The sequence below is a fragment of the Paenibacillus sp. 32352 genome (assembly GCF_002042965.1).
In the GTDB taxonomy this organism is placed as follows: domain Bacteria; phylum Bacillota; class Bacilli; order Paenibacillales; family NBRC-103111; genus Paenibacillus_S; species Paenibacillus_S vulneris.
Genome location: NZ_MZNT01000003.1, coordinates 412107 through 430086, shown reverse-complemented (window position 1 = coordinate 430086; position 17980 = coordinate 412107). Strand labels below are relative to the sequence as shown.

15 protein-coding genes and 1 pseudogene are annotated in these 17980 nt (G+C 47.0%); 4 read left to right on the top strand and 12 right to left on the bottom strand.

Features of this window, described 5'->3' with window-relative positions; translation table 11 throughout:
• Positions 1 to 16 precede the first annotated feature (16 nt).
• Complete coding sequence (locus B1728_RS09610; protein ID WP_256865305.1) at positions 17 to 523, bottom strand: stalk domain-containing protein; 507 nt, start codon at positions 521 to 523, stop codon at positions 17 to 19.
• A 262-nt stretch (positions 524 to 785) separates the two neighbouring features.
• On the opposite strand from B1728_RS09610, the gene B1728_RS36240 reads away from it, so the two are divergent.
• On the top strand, positions 786 to 932 hold the full coding sequence (locus tag B1728_RS36240; protein WP_179135960.1) for a hypothetical protein: 147 nt from the start codon (positions 786 to 788) through the stop codon (positions 930 to 932).
• A 27-nt stretch (positions 933 to 959) separates the two neighbouring features.
• Here the strand turns inward: B1728_RS36240 and B1728_RS09605 are convergent, their stop codons facing one another.
• Positions 960 to 1277 carry a hypothetical protein gene (locus tag B1728_RS09605; RefSeq protein ID WP_079909970.1) on the bottom strand — a complete coding sequence of 106 codons (318 nt, stop codon included), beginning with the start codon at positions 1275 to 1277 and terminating at the stop codon, positions 960 to 962.
• A 134-nt stretch (positions 1278 to 1411) separates the two neighbouring features.
• Here B1728_RS09605 and B1728_RS09600 point away from each other — a divergent pair, with 134 nt between their 5' ends.
• Positions 1412 to 1717 (top strand): hypothetical protein, encoded by a 306-nt coding sequence (locus B1728_RS09600; RefSeq protein ID WP_079909969.1) that lies wholly within the window; start codon positions 1412 to 1414, stop codon positions 1715 to 1717.
• Between the two features lie 112 nt (positions 1718 to 1829).
• Here the strand turns inward: B1728_RS09600 and B1728_RS09595 are convergent.
• A pseudogene (locus B1728_RS09595) lies at positions 1830 to 1993 on the bottom strand (helix-turn-helix domain-containing protein).
• Between the two features lie 588 nt (positions 1994 to 2581).
• On the opposite strand from B1728_RS09595, the gene B1728_RS36235 reads away from it, so the two are divergent.
• The gene (locus tag B1728_RS36235; protein ID WP_179135959.1) at positions 2582 to 2737 is read left to right on the top strand and encodes a hypothetical protein; all 156 of its coding nucleotides are present in this window, start codon (positions 2582 to 2584) and stop codon (positions 2735 to 2737) included.
• 371 nt (positions 2738 to 3108) lie between these two features.
• On the opposite strand, the gene B1728_RS09590 is transcribed toward B1728_RS36235, so the two are convergent.
• The 4 genes from B1728_RS09590 to B1728_RS09575 form a co-directional block, all read right to left on the bottom strand.
• Positions 3109 to 3333: a helix-turn-helix domain-containing protein gene (locus tag B1728_RS09590; protein ID WP_028547616.1), complete on the bottom strand. Its 225-nt coding sequence runs from the start codon at positions 3331 to 3333 to the stop codon at positions 3109 to 3111.
• Positions 3334 to 3556: 223 nt separating this feature from the next.
• Positions 3557 to 4681 carry an alginate lyase family protein gene (locus B1728_RS09585; protein ID WP_256865304.1) on the bottom strand — a complete coding sequence of 375 codons (1125 nt, stop codon included), beginning with the start codon at positions 4679 to 4681 and terminating at the stop codon, positions 3557 to 3559.
• 26 nt (positions 4682 to 4707) lie between these two features.
• Positions 4708 to 5745: a zinc-dependent alcohol dehydrogenase gene (locus B1728_RS09580; protein WP_079909968.1), complete on the bottom strand. Its 1038-nt coding sequence runs from the start codon at positions 5743 to 5745 to the stop codon at positions 4708 to 4710.
• A gap of 111 nt (positions 5746 to 5856) precedes the next feature.
• Positions 5857 to 6720: an AraC family transcriptional regulator gene (locus B1728_RS09575; protein ID WP_179135958.1), complete on the bottom strand. Its 864-nt coding sequence runs from the start codon at positions 6718 to 6720 to the stop codon at positions 5857 to 5859.
• A 154-nt stretch (positions 6721 to 6874) separates the two neighbouring features.
• Here B1728_RS09575 and shc point away from each other — a divergent pair, with 154 nt between their 5' ends.
• A complete protein-coding gene (shc, locus tag B1728_RS09570; RefSeq protein ID WP_256865303.1) occupies positions 6875 to 8743 on the top strand; it encodes a squalene--hopene cyclase in 1869 nt (622 codons plus the stop codon).
• A 70-nt stretch (positions 8744 to 8813) separates the two neighbouring features.
• On the opposite strand, the gene mscL is transcribed toward shc, so the two are convergent.
• The 5 genes from mscL to B1728_RS09545 form a co-directional block, all read right to left on the bottom strand.
• Entirely contained in the window at positions 8814 to 9290 is a 477-nt protein-coding gene (mscL, locus tag B1728_RS09565; protein WP_179135975.1) for a large-conductance mechanosensitive channel protein MscL, read from the bottom strand.
• A 403-nt stretch (positions 9291 to 9693) separates the two neighbouring features.
• Positions 9694 to 10356 carry a YcnI family copper-binding membrane protein gene (locus B1728_RS09560; protein ID WP_079909964.1) on the bottom strand — a complete coding sequence of 221 codons (663 nt, stop codon included), beginning with the start codon at positions 10354 to 10356 and terminating at the stop codon, positions 9694 to 9696.
• 133 nt (positions 10357 to 10489) lie between these two features.
• Positions 10490 to 11161 carry a response regulator gene (locus B1728_RS09555; protein ID WP_079909963.1) on the bottom strand — a complete coding sequence of 224 codons (672 nt, stop codon included), beginning with the start codon at positions 11159 to 11161 and terminating at the stop codon, positions 10490 to 10492.
• Entirely contained in the window at positions 11158 to 11979 is an 822-nt protein-coding gene (locus B1728_RS09550) for a sensor histidine kinase (protein ID WP_079909962.1), read from the bottom strand. Before B1728_RS09550 ends, B1728_RS09555 begins: the two co-directional genes overlap by 4 nt.
• 134 nt (positions 11980 to 12113) lie before the next feature.
• Positions 12114 to 17930 carry a CARDB domain-containing protein gene (locus tag B1728_RS09545; protein WP_179135957.1) on the bottom strand — a complete coding sequence of 1939 codons (5817 nt, stop codon included), beginning with the start codon at positions 17928 to 17930 and terminating at the stop codon, positions 12114 to 12116.
• Positions 17931 to 17980: the final 50 nt, after the last annotated feature.

Sequence of the window (17980 nt, the reverse complement as noted above, 5' to 3'; positions counted from 1 at the left end):
TATCAAGATCCTTGATCTAGATTTCGGTGATATCCTTATCTATAGCAGCCAGCTTCAAATAGAGCTTCTGATATTTTTTATCCGGGGTAACGAAAAGTGAAGGAGCCAACGGTTCGTTATCGCTGTGCTGATACGATACTTCCTGATAATTTTTGCCTTTATACGTCGTCTGGCCAGGTTCCTTGGAGTAGCGTACATCATCGAATTTTTCCGCATTCAATGGTGTGCCGTTAACCTTCTCGCCCAAAATAACTTCGTTATTGGCAGCGTCATAATCAACCGCCACCTTCAATGCATTGGCTACGCCGCGAACCGGCAAATACGTGCTTCCATTATACGTGATAGGCTCTATAGCAAGTCCTTGCTCGTCATTGAGCTGGGCTACGGTGCCATTTACCCGGACTTTCAAATCCCCGTTCAAGTATGCCTGAATTTCCTTCAGATTACTTCCGGCAAAAACCCCTGTCCCCAGGCCAACCAGCAAAGACGCACTTGTAAGCGACACAACAATCAGCTTTTTCAATGATCCCACTCCTATTTATGTAATATAAGGACATGACCTTCGCTCGACAACTTATGGCAAATAGTCCCACTACTATAATAATGTAGGCTGATTTACAGGACAATAGATCTACATGCTTAAATCTGTATGCTCTGTCATGGGCGTTCGAGCTGCATGCCGATTCACTCCGGTCCCTAACGTTGAGGCTGTGCTTCATACTCAGCAGTCATGTATGTCTTGCCCCTTCCTTGCCAATGATAACCATAAAGCGAGGTGAATCAGAATGAAGGAACAACACGAGGAGCCGAATATTGCTCCCGGCATGAATACTCATGACAGTCTGGAAGAAAAGGCCAGTGAGGAGGAAGTGAAGCATGGTGATTCTACATCCGTCACCCGTCTCTTCCTGGATCGTACACCGGAGGACTAGCGTCCTCTTTTTATGTTTATTTACAGCTTAACTCATGTCGAGAGTTGACCAACCCAGCTCAGCTATTTTATTTCTTACTTCCGAGAAGGCTTCTTCCGAATCAAATTCAAATTTTGTAAAGGGTTTGGTAAAAAGCTGTATGTATGGTGGTGATGCACAAATATCCCTCCGTCCAACCGTATGATCTTTCCCTCGTAATTTCATCGCCTGCTCTTCATTAAGTTTCTCCGTCCTTATCTGGTACTTGATCCAATTCACGTTGCACTCTACAAAGTCGATCCATTTCTCCATTGATAAATCATCTAGGTATGAAATGCCTGATTTCGTTATTTCTATGATTTTCACTTACAATACACCCTTTCAACAATATACATTCTCAATGGGATAGATAAAGTGGTTTCATCTCTTTATTATATATGGAAACTTTTTCTTCCTGAAAGCGTAATAACCAACTATACGCTATAGCTTGGAGGGATTTCATGATTGCAAATTTGGTACTGTTCACCATGCACTCAACTTTGACTTTGTCAGGCATGGCCGTTTCCGGCACAGTCGATAATGACAAGCCGACCTATTCCAGCTTTCCTCTGGCTAACCATTGCCACCAAGTCTTAAACGCTATTGGAGAAGCCATGGTTCTTCTATCCTTATTAGGGACAATGTGCGTTGAGATGATCAATCTTGGAACCCTATTGCTATCCGTGACAAATTACAAGAACGAGCTATTTTACTACTGGATAGCAGTAAAAAAACTACTGCGTTTTTTCTGGTGCCCGAAAAATTAATGTCACTTAATATGTAAACAAACCAAAGAGCCTCCCCGCGCATCTTCCGAGGGAAAAGCGCTTAAGAAGGCTAAGTAGGACTAGACTGTGCAAAGCGGGATTGCCTGACTGATCAGATGGTTAACTCCCCAAGCTTGATCAGCTCGACAACTGCTTGTGAACGACCTTTTACATTCAGTTTTTGCATGACGTTAGAGATATGGTTACGCACCGTTTTCTCTCGCTTATAAACAACTGTTGTGCTATATCCTTGGTAGTTTTGTCCTGCACTAACAGCTCGAAAACTTCGCGTTGCTGCCCTTCAAGTGTAAAATAACCATTTCACTCGTTTAACCTATAATTACTTCAAAAAAACCTAAACCCCTTCATTTTTATGGATTTTGCATTTAAACCAATGACATGGTTATCGTATCGATTTATAAAATCTGCGACATCATTGGCCGAATAATCTGAACCGATATCAAGTTTTTAAAAATTCGCTGATGTTATATCACTAATAAATATTCAAATTTGCCCCCCCACAATTAGTCTTTTACTCCCTGACAAGTATCCATTACTTGTCCAAGTTGATAGACATAAAATAATACAAGATGATAAATGGAGAGTGATACTTGTGGGGGATCAGGGCTTAACTGGCATGACCGGTCATACGGGGCTTATGGGACCTCAAGGAGATCCGGGACCTGTTGGACCAGCGGGACCGACGGGTCTAATTTAGGGTTTGGGGACTTGTACTCTACTGGGTTAGATCTTCCATGGGGTTTTCTTACTCCCTTCATTATTCAATGATTTTTCATTCGTCTGTAACCTTTTCACTTTTTAAGCGTCAGAAATTATATAAATTATTTTAAGGGTGATATTTGTATGAAACCGACTGTGCTTGGCATGTTTGGTGTTGCATGTTTAGCATTTAGCCTTGCTGGAAAAGAACTCTGGCAGTGGGCTCCAACAATAGGCTGGATGCTTACAGTTTTCTTTTTTTCAGCAGCGTTCTTTACGTCGCTTAAGAACCGAAAATAGCCCTCCCATGTCCTTCAATACTCAATAAGTTGTATGATCACATGATAAGTGCAAGCATCTGACCTGATCGGCGTATCGCCTGAAACTAAGTCTATTTTTTTGAACCACGCCTTGGTTTTATTGTCTCTATCAGGGACAATGTGCGTTGAGATGCTCAATCTTGGAACCCTATTCCTTTCCGTGACGAATTACAAAACCGAGCTATATTACTACTGGATAGCAGTAAAAAAACTACTGCGTTTTTCTTGTGCCCTAAAAAACTAATATCATATATAAACAAACCAAAGAGCCTCCCCGCGCATCTTCCGAGGGAAAAGCGCTTAAGAAGGCTAAGTAGGACTAGACTGTGCAAAGCGGGATTGCCTGACTGATCAGATGGTTAACTCCCCAAGCTTGATCAGCTCGACAACTGCTTGTGAACGACCTTTTACATTCAGTTTTTGCATGACGTTAGAGATATGGTTACGCACCGTTTTCTCGCTGATAAACAGCTGTTGTGCTATATCCTTGGTAGTTTTGTCCTGCACTAACAGTTCGAAAACTTCGCGTTCACGATTGGTTAGCAAAAATTTACTTTTGTGGTCGCTGCCCTTCAAATGTCACCCCTCCTTGCTCGGGTTTTTGTATCATTACAAGGTGTAGGGATACAGTCAAAGTTAGTTTATGAATGGCTCTATCTATTGGTGCAGTAGCTGAAAAAAATGGGCTTTGCACAGGGGGAAATTTCTATAGTACCAAGCTTACCCGCTCCCGGACAAGAGAAAAAAACAGGAAGCGCCTGTTTGGACACAGACACTTCCTGTTTGGATTTCCTTTGCCTCATAACCATAGGATCGGCTGGCGAACCGCGATATTGCGGCGTACCTCCGTATCGGTGGGATCCGGGTCTAGCTCCTTCCACAGCTGGATATAGTCTTCCTCCCCGAGTGCAAGCCCGGCAAATAACAGGGAGGATACTTTAGCCGGCCAGCCTTCAAAATGCTCCACATCCGGAGCATACGGCCAACGGCTCTTGTCCTGCAGATAAGGGAATAAATACGATAAGCCTTTCCGGATACCGCGGCCATCCTGCAGCTCGAAGCTCCACAAGTTATCCTCGGGCGTCGATAAAATATGGCACAGCGTCACCATATTGTCCAGAACAAATATCGCATACCCGTACGGCTTTGTTCTCGCCAATTCGCGCGGGAAGCTTCCGTCCTCCGCCATTTGCTCGGGAAGCAGCTTCTCTTTATACCGCTGTCGGCAAAAGGCAAGCATTTCCTCATTTCCGGTAAACCACGCGAATGCCGCTGCCTGCACGAACCAGCATACGGAATGGTTGTTGTCTGCATTCATTTCTTCGATTCCGTTAGGATGCGTGCTCATCCATTGCAAATAATCGCTGAACCACTGCTTTAACCCCCGGTAAATCTCCTCCGTCATTGCCTGCGACCCTTTTAGCGCTTCTACGGCAAACGGAATATCGATCAAATGCAAGGTATCGATGATGCCGATGCCGCGGCCCGCACAAATGCCCGGAATGGCCTGCGCGTAGAGCAAATGAGGATTCATTAGCGTAGCCTCGTCCAGAAAAAACTCCTTTACGAATTGAACCGCTTTTTCGGCAAAAGCTTCATTACCGGTCAGAGCATAGGCCGCAGCCAGATTTGCCGTATGCGTTCTCATGCTTCTTAGTCCAAGACGATGGCTGTCAAAATTGTTCGGATTGCTCTCGCCATCCCGGCGTATGTAAGGAAGTCCGTCCGCCGTATCCGGATTCGGCCACCAGTAATCTCCATTAGAGTAAAAATCGTGAATACCGCCCTCGCTCATCCTGGCTATGCTGTCTGTAATATGTATCGTTGCCGCTTGAAGAGACGCTTCCGCATGATGTAGAATCCACTCTTTATCGAATAATGCATGAGTGTCCCTCAAGCCGCCGGAAATCATTGGATTGCTCATCTATCATCTGCTCCTTTAGGTAATGCTTAATTGGTCTTCATCTCACAATCGATCATCACATGAATCGTATTGCCCTTATGCTCGTTTCTCAGCTTGAACGCCTCAGCGACTTGGTCCAGCTTGACGACATGCGTGATCATTTCCTCGGTATTTACCAGTCCGTCAAGGACAAGTCGTAGTCCCTGGTCAAAATACCGCCGGTTATCGATATCCCGTTTCGGTTCCGTAGAGAAAATATCCAGGCGCTTCTTATGAATTTTGAAGAAATCGACCGGCTTGTGACAGGTTCCGATGCATCCGTACATAACAATACGGCCATTTTGCGAGGCAGCGTTGATGGCGTCTACCATACCATCGCCCTCCAGCAAGCATGGAATGACGACGTCGAAGCCATCGGGAAAATCCTTGCCCACGATATCCATCGTATTAGCGTCAGCCGAAGGCATTTTGTAAGTGTGGGTTGCTCCATATTTGCGAGCCAGCGCCAGCTTCTCGTCGAATAAATCCGTCACTACGAGATTGCGGGGACTGAACAGACTGACGACTTGGGTCATAACCAGGCCGCTCACACCTTGTCCAGTGATAAGCACATTTTTATGAGGAGAGATCTCTCCCAGCTCTGCGGCATGGATAACTCCCGGCAGCACCTCTATTAGAGACCCTTCAATTAACGGCAGGTCTTCGGGCAATACCTTGACGGAAAACGGCGTACAGCACACATATTCCGCGAATGCCCCCCAAATATAACGAAGAGCTACCGGATCCCCGACCTTAAGTCCGATCAAATTAGGACCTACTTTATCGATGACGCCGGCCACTTCATGACCGAGTCTTGTTGGATACGATATAAATTCAGGCTCACGGGCACCCCGAAACACTTCTACGTCACTGCCGCAGATGCCGACCCATTTGACCTTAACGCGAACTTCCCCTTCTCCCGGCTCCGGAATCAGCGCTCTTTTCAGCGTAATGCTGCCGACTTCCTCCACCACAGCACATAACTGAGTCCCTTCCCCTTCATAATCTACCAGTTCCATCGGCGGAACAGACATTTTTCTAACCATAAGCTTCTCTCATCCCCTTCTCTCTTCTATCCCTTCAAATTATATCGGATGGGACTTTGGAGCGAACAGAGATAAACTTCATCTGTTTGTTGCCATTATTCAGGTTCTTCCTTAAGGTACGATGCGCCACACATTCGAAAAGCTCTCTTCCAAAATAATATCCTTGCCGATCGCATTTAATAGAGAGTCCCTGTATTGAGACGGGGATTGTCCCATACGCTTCTTGACTATTTTGGAAAAATAAGCTTGTGTCCAGCCAACCTTCTCCGCGACTTCAGATATGGGCAAATCCGTAAATTCGAGATATTCCTTCGCTTTCTCCAAGCGGATCTCTTGCAAATATTGGATCGGTGTCATACCGGTTTTGTCAAAAAATCGTTTAATCAAATAATTCGGGTTAAAGCCGAACCGCTTCGACAACAGCCCGAGCGTAATTTTTCCGGCAAAATGCGTCTTCATATAATCAACGATCGGATCGCTGGATTCTTGGAACCCGGTCTGAGTGTAGGGACCCGATTGAACCGAGCCTTTGCCGGATAAAATCGAGACCAGCGTCCCCTTTAACCCGGCCTCGATGCTGATAGGATGGAAGCGGCCCGGGTTTCTGGCTTGTAGCAGAGACATTTTATACCATTGCTTGAGCTCTGCCAGCTGGGCGCTGTCGTATGGGCTGAACGGTAAGACGGATGAAAAATAGTCGGTCATTTCCTTATCCGCCAATCGAAACTTGAAATCCAGCGTAACGCTCTGCCCCGTAAATCGAAAGGAGTGTGAAATCCCTTTCATAAATAAATAAGCGTGTCCTTCCTGCAGATCGTATTCTTGCTGTCCCATCATTACTTTCCCGTGGCCGGACAATACAACCAGGAGCTGATCATAATCGGAGTGAATATGAGTCTCCACCTGACTGCCCTTGGAGTAATCAATCCGCGCTGTCCAAAGCAGCGTCAGCTGGGAATCCCGCAATAGTTTCATAGATACCCTCCGAATCGTAATAATCCTTTTACTCTTTTTCCCTAGTTTATAATAAAACGTTGATAGAAACCAGATAAACGCTCTCTCACACCAAGCATAGCAGACTCCTCGAAGCATACAAATAGAAGATAGACACATGAATCGAGGTGAACTGATGAACCAACACATACTTGCACAAATTCATGAAATGATTGCCCGATTGCAGCAGCTGCAGCAGCAGGACGGCTCGTGGCGCCTCTGCTTTGAAACCGGTCCTATGACCGACTGCTATATGATTCTGCTGATTCGATCGCTGCAGCTTCCGGATCATGAGCCGCTCATTCGCAAGCTGGCGGAACGAATTGTTAGCACTCAGCAGGCTAACGGAGCATGGAAGCTTTTTCACGATCAGCAGGAAGGCGATTTGGAAGCAACCGTTGAAGCCTATTACGCGCTTGTCTACTCAGGCTATTACACTGCCGATGATGCCCGCTTGCAAAAAGCCAAGCAGTTTATTCTTGCCCGAGGCGGTCTTACCCAAGTAAAAACGATGCTTACTCAGGTCTTTTTGGCTGTCACAGGACAATCCCCCTGGCCCGATAAACTGAAGGTTCCTATTGAATTCATGCTGGCGCCTTCCTGGTTTATCTTTAACATCTACGATTTATCCGGACATGCGAGAGTTCATCTGGTCCCCGTCATGATCTTGGCTAACGCCAGCTACTCCATACGCAATGAGGCTACACCCGATTTGTCCGAACTGTATGCAGGAGAAAAGCTGCCCTTCAGCGGCCACCCCTCCTGGATTGCCGCCATTCACCAGCTGTTGGAAGCGGCTCCGTTCCTCCATGTCCCGCTTCACGAAGCCGCGCTGGAAAAAGCAGAAAAGTTCATGCTGGATCGAATGGAGCCCGACGGCACTTTGCTGACCTATTCTACGGCAACGATACTGATGATTTTTGCCCTGCATTCGCTAGGGTATAAGAACCACTCTCCTGTACTAAACAAAGCCATTCACAGCTTAAGCACCTTATTGTGTACGAATGAGCATAAAGCCCATTTGCAGGTATCCACTTCAACGGTCTGGGATACGGCTATGATCAGCAATGCCCTTCAGCAGGCAGGCCTATCCTATCAACATCCTGTTATTCAAAAAGCGGCGGAATACCTGCTGCCTTGTCAGCAAACCCGGTATGGCGATTGGGCGCTGCGCTGTCCCGGCACTCCGCCTGGCGGCTGGGGTTTTTCCAATATCAATACACTGTATCCCGATGTGGACGATACTACGGCGGCCCTTAGGGCCATCAAGCCTTACACATTCCAATCACCACAATATAAACAAGCATGGGAAACCGGTTTGCGCTGGGTGCTTGCCATGCAAAATGACGACGGGGGCTGGTCGGCTTTTGAAAGGGAATCTACGGAACGGATGGCCCACTTCTTTGCGTTTGACCATGCAGAAGATATTATATTGGACCGCTCCACCGTTGATTTAACGGCACGCACGCTGTTGCTTCTAGGGAACGAGGCAGGGCAGAGCGTCACCCGTCTTCCTGTGCAAAAAGCCGCACAATGGATCGTTCGTCAGCAGGAGCAGGACGGCAGCTGGTTCGGGCGATGGGGGATATGCTACATTCACGGCAGCAGCGCTGCGGTGACAGGACTGATTGCCGTCGGTATCCCGCGGCATCATCCAGCCATAGAACGATCGGTCCGGTGGATGCTGTCCATCCAGAATGCGGATGGCGGCTGGGGTGAATCCTGCTACAGCGACATACAAAGAAAGTATGTTCCATTGAAACACAGCACCCCTTCTCAAACTGCCTGGGCACTCGATATGCTGATCGATACACACGATCGGCCTAACGAAGCTATAGATCGAGGCGTTCGGTGCTTGATCGAATTGCTGCATACCTCGGATTGGAGATCTGCCTATCCCACAGGCTCCGGCCTTCCGGGAAGCGTTTATGTCAATTATCATAGCGAAAATTGGATATGGCCCTTATCGACCCTCTCCAAATATAGGCGGAAGTACAGCTCGTGAACTTGAAGCAGGTTTTTCATCTTACTGAACAAAAAAACCGCCTTTCGGCGGTTTTTCCATTTTTCATCCATTAGTTCATCGTGCGCGGCCCTTCCATGGAAGCGGCTGGCTCCACATAGGCGGTGCAAAACTTGCAGCGGACAGCTTGTTTCGGAATATCCGATAAGCACTCGGGACATTCCTTCGTTTCCTTTTTCGGATCAGGCTTGTCCTCTTGCTTTTTACGAAGACGGTTCAGCTGCTTCACGGCAAGGAAGATAACGAATGAAACGATCAAAAAGTCCAATAAAGTATTAATGAACATGCCGATATTCAGTGTCGGCGCACCGTCGCTTTTCGCTGCAGCAAGAGTATCATAGCTTTTTCCGTTCAAGCTGATGAACAGGTCCGTGAAGTTGACACGGCCTAGCAGCAAACCGATAGGCGGCATGACGACATCGTTGACAATGGAAGTAACGACTTTACCAAAGGCGCCGCCTACAATGACACCGATCGCCAAATCGATCATGTTACCTTTCATAGCAAATTCTTTAAATTCCTTGAGTATCTTGGACGCCATAATAGAATGAAGCTCCTTTTTCCTAGTTTGTCTCTATAATACCCGATTTCCCCCGAACGGTCGATGCCCTAAACAAAAGAACCGCTACAAAGCGGGGCGAAGCTGGTCTAGGCACTTTGCACGGAGCGAGGTTCTATAAGATAGAGAAAAAAAGTCCTTCCGGCAGCTGAAGTGCCGGAAGAGCTTACTATCTAACGACCGATAAATTTCTGAGTGAACGCTTAATTGCAGGAATGGCATTTGCCGATCCCCGCCCCGATAAGAGTAACATTTTGCTCGATAAGTTATCGCTGCCCGGATGATTCCTTCATCATACCAAACTCCCGCATTCAAGCAGATTTATATCAAAAAAATCGGAGACCCTGGGCAGGACTCCGATAGGTTTAGGCTATTAGCGGCTTGCTTTTCTTTTGGACAGCGCGATGATCAATGCTATGATGCCCAGAAGTAGAGCGGCAATGGATAAGTACAATGGTGCTTGCGAAGCGGCAGGTGCTGCAGCGGCGCTGCCACTCTGATTCGCTGCTCCTGTATTACCTTCAGTTGCCGTCGCTGTATGTCCGTGGCTGTCGGTTGCAGCCCCGGCCGGCTTGGCATTTACTTTGGTAACGGATGCCGGCTTGTCGGACCCTGCCGCTCCAACCCATTCAACCACGCTTCCGTCTTTATAGGTCTGGTATGCTTTCCAGCTGATGCTTGTAGCGTTATCTGCCACTTTGCCTTGCATATTAAATTCGCCGAATTCTGTTGCACCCAATCCTTCTCCGGTTGCAGTCCAAGTAACTGAAGTAATTTTACCGGAAGCATCCTTGGTTAAGTCATATTTCCAGCCCGGCTTTGGCTCAAAACGGCTGATAGAAACGCTATCTAGCGGAAACTTGACTTCCACCTTCACGGTAGGAATATCTTTTTCATTGGGAACCCGCACTGTAAACTTCTCATAAGAGCCTTGCACGGACTCGCTAGGAAGCACCGTAACGTGTGCGCTGGCAATACCTCCGCCCAATACGGTGAATAGCAGGCAAATCATGACGATCAAATTTAATTTTTTCATTTGTTCTCATCCCCCCGGGTATCATTATGTCCTTCCTTGCTTTGGTTTAAAAGGGCAGTGTCCAAGCCGAACGCCTCTAAACTACCATTTCAATTTACTCCAAACCGGACATAATGAATATGACCCCATCGGGCTATTTGCGGGATTGTTTTTGACTATACTGTGTCAACCCGTGACGGATGGCATAAGCCGTCAGCTGAACGCGATTATCGAGCGACAGCTTGGCCAATATATTTTTGATGTGGTTCTTGACTGTATTCTCGGTGATGACCAGCTGCTCGGCAATTTGCCGGTTGCTTAGCCCGCTGGCCACGCACATTAAAATTTCTCCTTCCCTTTGGGAAAGCACGCTCGGTTTAGTCTCCTCTGAGGCCTGTGCCGGCGCCGACCGGAACTGATGGAACAATCGGTCCGCCAAGTGACGGGAAATTTCACTTTGATCGTCAAGCAATCCCCGCAAATATATGATCCAGTCATCGGGGTCCATATTTTTGAGCAAATAGCCCTGTGCACCGTTCTGGATCGCCGTAAACAAATCAGCGACGTCATCGGATACGGTAAGCATGACGATTTTGATCAGCGGGTTGAGCTGTTTAATTCTCCGCGTAGCTTCAAGCCCTGACATCCCGGGCATCTGAATATCCATCAGCACGAGATCGGGCATCAGATCCTCGCACATTAAGATGGCCTTTTCCCCGCTATCGGCTTCTCCGACAATGTCAAAGCCCTCTTCGCCTTCAAGCAGCGTACAGACGGCTTGGCGCGCCAGCGGATGGTCGTCCGCAATCAACACGCGGTAATTCATGATGGCACACTCCTTTTCACAGATCCTGCTAGGGTTAGGGTCGTCCCGTTCCCGGCTGCGGATTGGATGGTCATTTGAGCTCCAAGCTCCGCGGCATGCTTGCGCATCAGGGTTAATCCGTACCGTTTCGGTGAAGCTTCCTCAGGCTCTGTATCCATGCCGATGCCGTTATCGCGTATACAAAGCCTCCAGGTCTCTCCACTGCCGGAAGCTTCAAGCTCGATGGAGGCATGATCCGCTTCCGAATGCTTGCGGATATTCGTAAATGCTTCGCGGATGATGGCGAACAGCTTAACCTCCGCGGCAGGAGATATGCTCTCCTCCTCCAAGCGGACGGATTGCTCCACAGCGATGCCGGTTATCCCGCTCCACTCCTCTATCCACGCGGTCAGTCGCGAAGAGAATGTAGCGCCTTCCTCCGGCATCGTGCGCAAATTAAAGATGGCCTGGCGGAGATGGTGGTCAATCTCAGAAACGGCGGAACGCGCTTCCTTGAGCTGTCCCTTGCTTAATTGCACGTTTAAGAAAAATAAAATCTGTGCGATATTATCATGCAGCTCCTGGGCCAGACGTTCACGTTCTTCATACACGGCTCGTTTGGCTTGCTCAGCGGATAGCCGTGCACTGATCCGGGTTATGCTCTGAAACATCCATGTTGCGAACAAATAGGAAAGAAATAAAGTCATGATGGTGATATATAAGTTCCCTGTCTCCATGGACAATTGATCCAGCAAAAAATCATGGCGAATGTACTCAAACCCTCCGATAATGAGCGGCGGTACAAGAATCGTCAACCATTTCAGCGTTCTTAAGGACATTTGAAGTTCACTCGTTTCTTTAGTCGCTTGATTTCCACCTCATTATACACTGAAAAATAAGGAAATGCCTCCGAGAAATCAGAAAACCCGGGAATGCCATCCGCTTGACGGATATCCCAGGTTTCTGAGCTAGCTTATTCTTTTCTAACGCTGGTTGCAAAATCCGTCCACGGATTTTGAACCTTAATGATGCGTTCTACGTACTCCGTATGACCATTAGGCCAGACTGCCGTAAATCGGAACAGGTATGCCCGGTCCGGCAGCTTTTCAAAGTCGTCTCTCATCATCTGGCCCTTCCAATCTTTACCGTTCGACTCGGCAAGCAACGTCTCCTCCAGCTCGGTATATTCCATATGTACCTTTACCTCGGAAGCTGGCTCGTTGGTTGTAGCGGCCAATACAAACGCCTCCCCTGACCAGAACAGATCATAAGGACGAGGACGTTCCGTTTCCCCTGTTTTCCGTAAATTAAAGGCTTGCCGGTTCTCGTTCCATTGAGGCGTATGTCTTACAAATCCATCAAGCAGTAAATCTCCGACCGGAACGATCTTGGTAATGGAGTCGGACGCCCCATGAATATCGGTAACTGTAAGGGTGACCCTATAATTCCCCGGATGGTTGTCGGTCGATGCTGATGGAATCTCGGTATGGAGGGATGCAGCTGCCGCAGAATATTCAGGGCCAATAATTTTCCAGTCGTATGTTAGAGGATCTCCATCCGGATCTGACGACCTATTGACCAGCCTTACCGTATCTCCTTCAAATGCCGGCTTCGGCGTCCAATCAAAATCGGCTACCGGAGGCCGGTTAATCATCATCCAGACTTGGGGACTCCAAGGCGATACCGCATCGTTTTGGTCCCAAACTCGAACCATAACCCGCATTTTCTGGCCTGTCGGCAGATCCACCGGAACGGCCAGGCTGCCGTTGGTCGATTGGGTATGCTGCCATACTTTGCCGCTGTCATAGATGACAACATTATTCTCTTCGTTGATAATTTGAATTTGGTAGTAATCGAGCCAAGCCCCAGGGTCTGGATCGGATTGTGACCAAGTCAGTGTCGGACGAAGCGTGTTAATGATCGTTGGAGCTGCTTGTGTCCCATAAGGGAAGCTCATGTAAGCAGCCGGCGGGCTGTTGGTGGCCATCCAACCGATATTACTCCAGCTGGACCAGGCTTCGCCATCGGTTACCCGTACTTCTGCCTGATATTTGCGGCCCATGACCAGCATCGTATCCATCGTCCAAGCCCAGTTTCCGTTGTACGTTCCCATGAATCGGTTTTTCACGCATTCTACGCAGCTGCCCCATTCATCCTTGATATTCAAGTCAAACAGCTCGTACATCGTAGCAGGATCAGGGTCGGACTGATTCCATGTAATCGTTGGCTGCAAGCTCACCGGCGAAGGATTTGCATAGGTACCATCCGGGAATGTTAGGGCTACACTAGGCGGATGATTCGGTGCCGGGATGCAGCTATCGCACACATCAATGATTTGCTCGAACCAATCTGACCAAGCGTTGTACTCATCCGCGACCGCCATATATACCATATAGGTTCCGGATTCCGCAGGACGTACAAGCTTTCCGTCTACGCGCTGGCCGCTTGGGGTAATATAGTAAAATTTCTTTTTGTAAATGCCGTGATTCGTTTCATATCCGGACTGGCAGCTGCCTACGTTATAGCAGCGGTCCGGATCGTAGCTGTAATCAGTCCATGTGACGACATTGTTTCCATCGCGCCCAAGGGCGAAATTCGAAATCGGTCTGCGATGGACAATCAGGTATTGCGTGTACCAATCGGAATATTGCGAGTAATTCTGGAATAGCAAGTCGCCGTTGGCAATACGGTGATCCGGATGCGGATCGTCCGGTACGCGGTAATCGATCTTGTATTTCCCTACTCGATCAAAGACTGGATTTCTTATCGTAAGCGTTTGGCCATTCAACGAAGAAAGGCCGGATTTGCCATCGCCAATATCCAGGAACATGTTCGGATCGACATGCTCATAGTGCCATTGTGTTCTTGCATCCAGGCGAGGGTCGTTCTCGGGATCTTTATAGGCATCCTCATATATGACATTCGTATCCACAATAGCCGTTCCCGGTGTTGCATAAATGCTGTCTGCATCGCTCCATTGGAACATAATCGATTTGAATTGGCTATTATCTGCCATACTGAATGGCCCCATCGTACCACTTGCAAACGTGCTGTCAGAGGCTTGCATGATGAGATTGTTTCTCTCGTAAATTTTGAAATCACTGCCCGAGAGCTTAATTTTAAATGATGTCCATGTCCCTTTCTCATAAATATGTGTCGTGCTTTTAATCAGCGTTTTCCGCCCGTTGACGATCTTGTACAGATTGAGCGTGGTGTTTGTCGCTTCCAGGCGGTACATGTTTTGATAGTTTTGAATTCGGAAGCCCATCCCTGCTGCCATGTTCACATGATCGATATCCGTCTTCATATCCCAAAGAATGGTACCGTTTGTGATTTGCTGTGACGAAGGCCTAATGAGTTGGCCAAACGTAAACGGTTCATTCGATGTGGTAGGCTGATCCGTGCTTGGAACGTACTCATATACATATCCTTGCGATAAATACTGATTATCCGATGTAATTTTTGCCGATTTGCCATTTGTATTGAGGGGCGCTCGGTAAATGGAGCTTTTGCTAACCGGAGCATCATTAGATAAATCCACAAGTTTTTCAACGTTCTGATAAGAGGTTACATACCTTCCTTCATCATCATCCCAATAGGTGTAAGGTTCTCTGAATGTCTTAAACCCGTAACCATTCTGATAACCATCCTTAAAGTTTTCTAAATGGGCCGAAGGCTTCCCAACCCTAGAACCTGTGGTGATATTGTAATAGTACGTTTCGGTGCCACTTGGAACCCAATTTCCATTACTATCATCATAACCATCCCAACTGCTATAAATGGTTATAACGGTGCCATCCTCCGAAATTTTTTCAAAGGAGTTAGAGGCATTAGGATTTAGGTTCGGAATCCCTAAGTCGGTTGGCATTCCAGTATAACCGTCAACCTTGATTAAATGGTTCTTCCCATTGCTGTCGGCTACAAAATTATAATAATTGCCTTTGCCATCCATAGCAGCCGGAGAAAAAATAGTGTCTGGAGCTGCTTCGGGATAATAATACAGGTTTCCTCCCGTGCCTGTTCCTACCGTCTGTGGGAAGGGAGCGACATTATCAAAGCTTGCTGTTTTATACGGTGTTCCATTGCCATCTTTTTTAAAATAGGTAATTGTCCTTGAAGTCAGGTTGATTTCTGCAAAATCTTCTCGTAATTCTGTTCTTTGATATCCGTATTTTCTGTATCCATCACCCCAACGGGCAAATTCACCGCTAACTCTATAGCCTGGACCACTGTTCCAGGTCGCTAACCTATTTCCGCTTGCGACCGGAGTTGTATTCTGCTGCCGTAAATCGGACAATCTCCATCTCGTCCATGTTTCTGCGTACTTATACAAGGCGTTTACGTTATCATATTGAGGCCCATAAGTGTCAACTAGCATAAATTCATCCGTTAACCAGTTAAAGTAACCGATCGATCTTCCAGACAACCCATAGGTATAGTTAAGTTTGATCGGGTCATGGTTTGGCGAAACTAAGTGATCGCCTAGAATGAATTCGTTGTTACCAATGAATGTAGCTTCTTCTATTCGAAGCGTGGTATTTTGAATATTAATCGGCTTGCCTCTAAGTTTGATATTTTCATCCCCTAACGGCAATGAAAATAGCGATGGCCCGTCTCCCGGATATCTGCGGCTACTGATCAGAGAGCCATTAGGTCCTGTTGCCCAAGAATTAAAGATACTAGGCTTGTCTAATGTCGTATTTGTCCAGCTGCCGCTTGCTAATTCACTAGCTGGATATCCTGCTACGTTCATCGGACTTGGTTCGCTGGCTTCCCCGGTGACCGTAAACGTGACTTCCGGATTATCGTTAATGACTTCAACCCAGTAATCCTTAAATGCAGATAACCCGTAACTCTCCGGTTCTTTTGCATATACTCGGAAGCAATAGAATCCTACTCTTGTCGGGTTAAATGTGAATTCGTTGTTATCGTAGGATGCGTAGGTTTCGTACACATTGCTGGTCCTGTTGTTGTTCCAATCATAGCCGTAACTCACACGGTAGGTTTCAATGCCATCCCCATCCGGAGAGTACGAAGTATTTTTAAATTTGACAGGCTGGCGAATCATGGAGCTTAAATATTGAAACTCAATGATCGGCGGCTCGTCCGGTGTTACGGTAATGGTATGGTAATCCGGTTCAACGGATTTCAACCCTATGCTATCAAAAACGTCCAAAGTCACGGTGACTTTCCCCGGCTTATTAAAGGAGTTGCTTGAAATATACCCACTCCAGGATGATGTCGTTCCGTCATCCCAAACGGCCGAGCCGTTCCATTCGTCTCTTGCATGGTCAATTGCTCTACCAGCTGGCGAATAACTTTTATCCGCATCGAGCGACGGGTTCATTGGCCGGTTGACTTTGACTTTGGTTGCCCCGCTAATGACAGGAACCGGTTCCGGTCCAATAACATCCAGATAGGCACATGCTTTGTTGGAAAGGTTGCCTTTATCATCCTGGCTAATCGCACAGACCTTATGAGAGCCGCGTACATTAGCAACAATATTGTTGTAGCTTTTTGCATTGAGAGGCTCTTTCCATTTATAGGTTGAAGGCAAGCTCTGAATCCAGCTATCCCCTTCATTAAAGTACCATGTTCGAGTCACTATATCGTTCGGGTCCGGATCTTCCTCTTTCTTCACCTTTACGCTCACCGTTGCCCCTAGCACTACAGGATCTTTAATTTCGGTGGAACCGGAATACCAGGCAATTTCGAGTACAGGCGGTTTATTGTTAGGATCTGTAATGATTTCGAACGTTTTGGGTCCGACCTCTTCCGTGACGCCGCAAGACGTATGAATCTGCATCTTCACCGAAACAGTCCCCTTCATAATGCCCCCGCCATATTGCCCCATACCCGAGTCATAAGCGAAACGGTAGGATTTATCTTTCGGGCTTAGCTGCTCGTAGGGATAATATCTTGCGCTTCCCTGCGTGAAGTTGAACTGATGGGATACGTAAGTGCAGCCGTTCCCCCCGGTTACGGAAATGTTTTCCGGAAACATATTGTTGTCTTCCGTGAAATAGATCGTTGGCCGAGAGATCGTGAAGTCACCGGTGATTTTTAGGTCTGGTGGTTTTGGTGGGGTTACATCACACGCACCTGCGGCTTTGGGTTCTACGTTTAGGCTAGCTGTGTTGTTATCTTCCCCTTTAGCTCCTTCGTCTATATCTTTACCGCTATCGACAAAGACGGTAATGGTTTTGGGGACTTCGGAAGTAAACGTATAATTGAATGTGGCTGATTTTGATTCGTTGAACCCTAGCCCAGTATAAGAATCAGACTTTATTTCCGCGCCGTCTACTCGGATACTGACTTTAAAATTCTTGGTGAAGGCAGGACCTGCATTTTTTATGGTATATTCGAATGTCGCTGGCTGCCCTACTGCGATACAAACATTTTTCGCAATCAGATCCGTCACTGATAAGTCTGGATTATCTGGCGGCGGTGTATCGTCGGTGTAGGCAACGATTTTCATTTTGGAATATTGGTATACTTTACCGGTTATATTCATACTCCATTCGTTGTACCACCTTAATACCATTCCATCGGGATTTGTTTCATCTTCCCTTACTTCATCTACTGTGACATTATATGTAGCTTCATAATCGAATCGATAATGAAGTGTATTGGGATCGATTATTTTTGTATTAATCTCATCACTGATATTCGAACGATTTAGGTTTCCACCATTTACAAAAGTAAAGTCCTGATCGAATTTTAATTGGTCTGCATCCTTAATATCGATAGTCACGTTGAGGCTAGGGATAATCAATGTATTGGTCCACAAAGTTCCTTCCCTATAGTCTTTGGCTACGTTACAAGGTGCCACTTGATTAG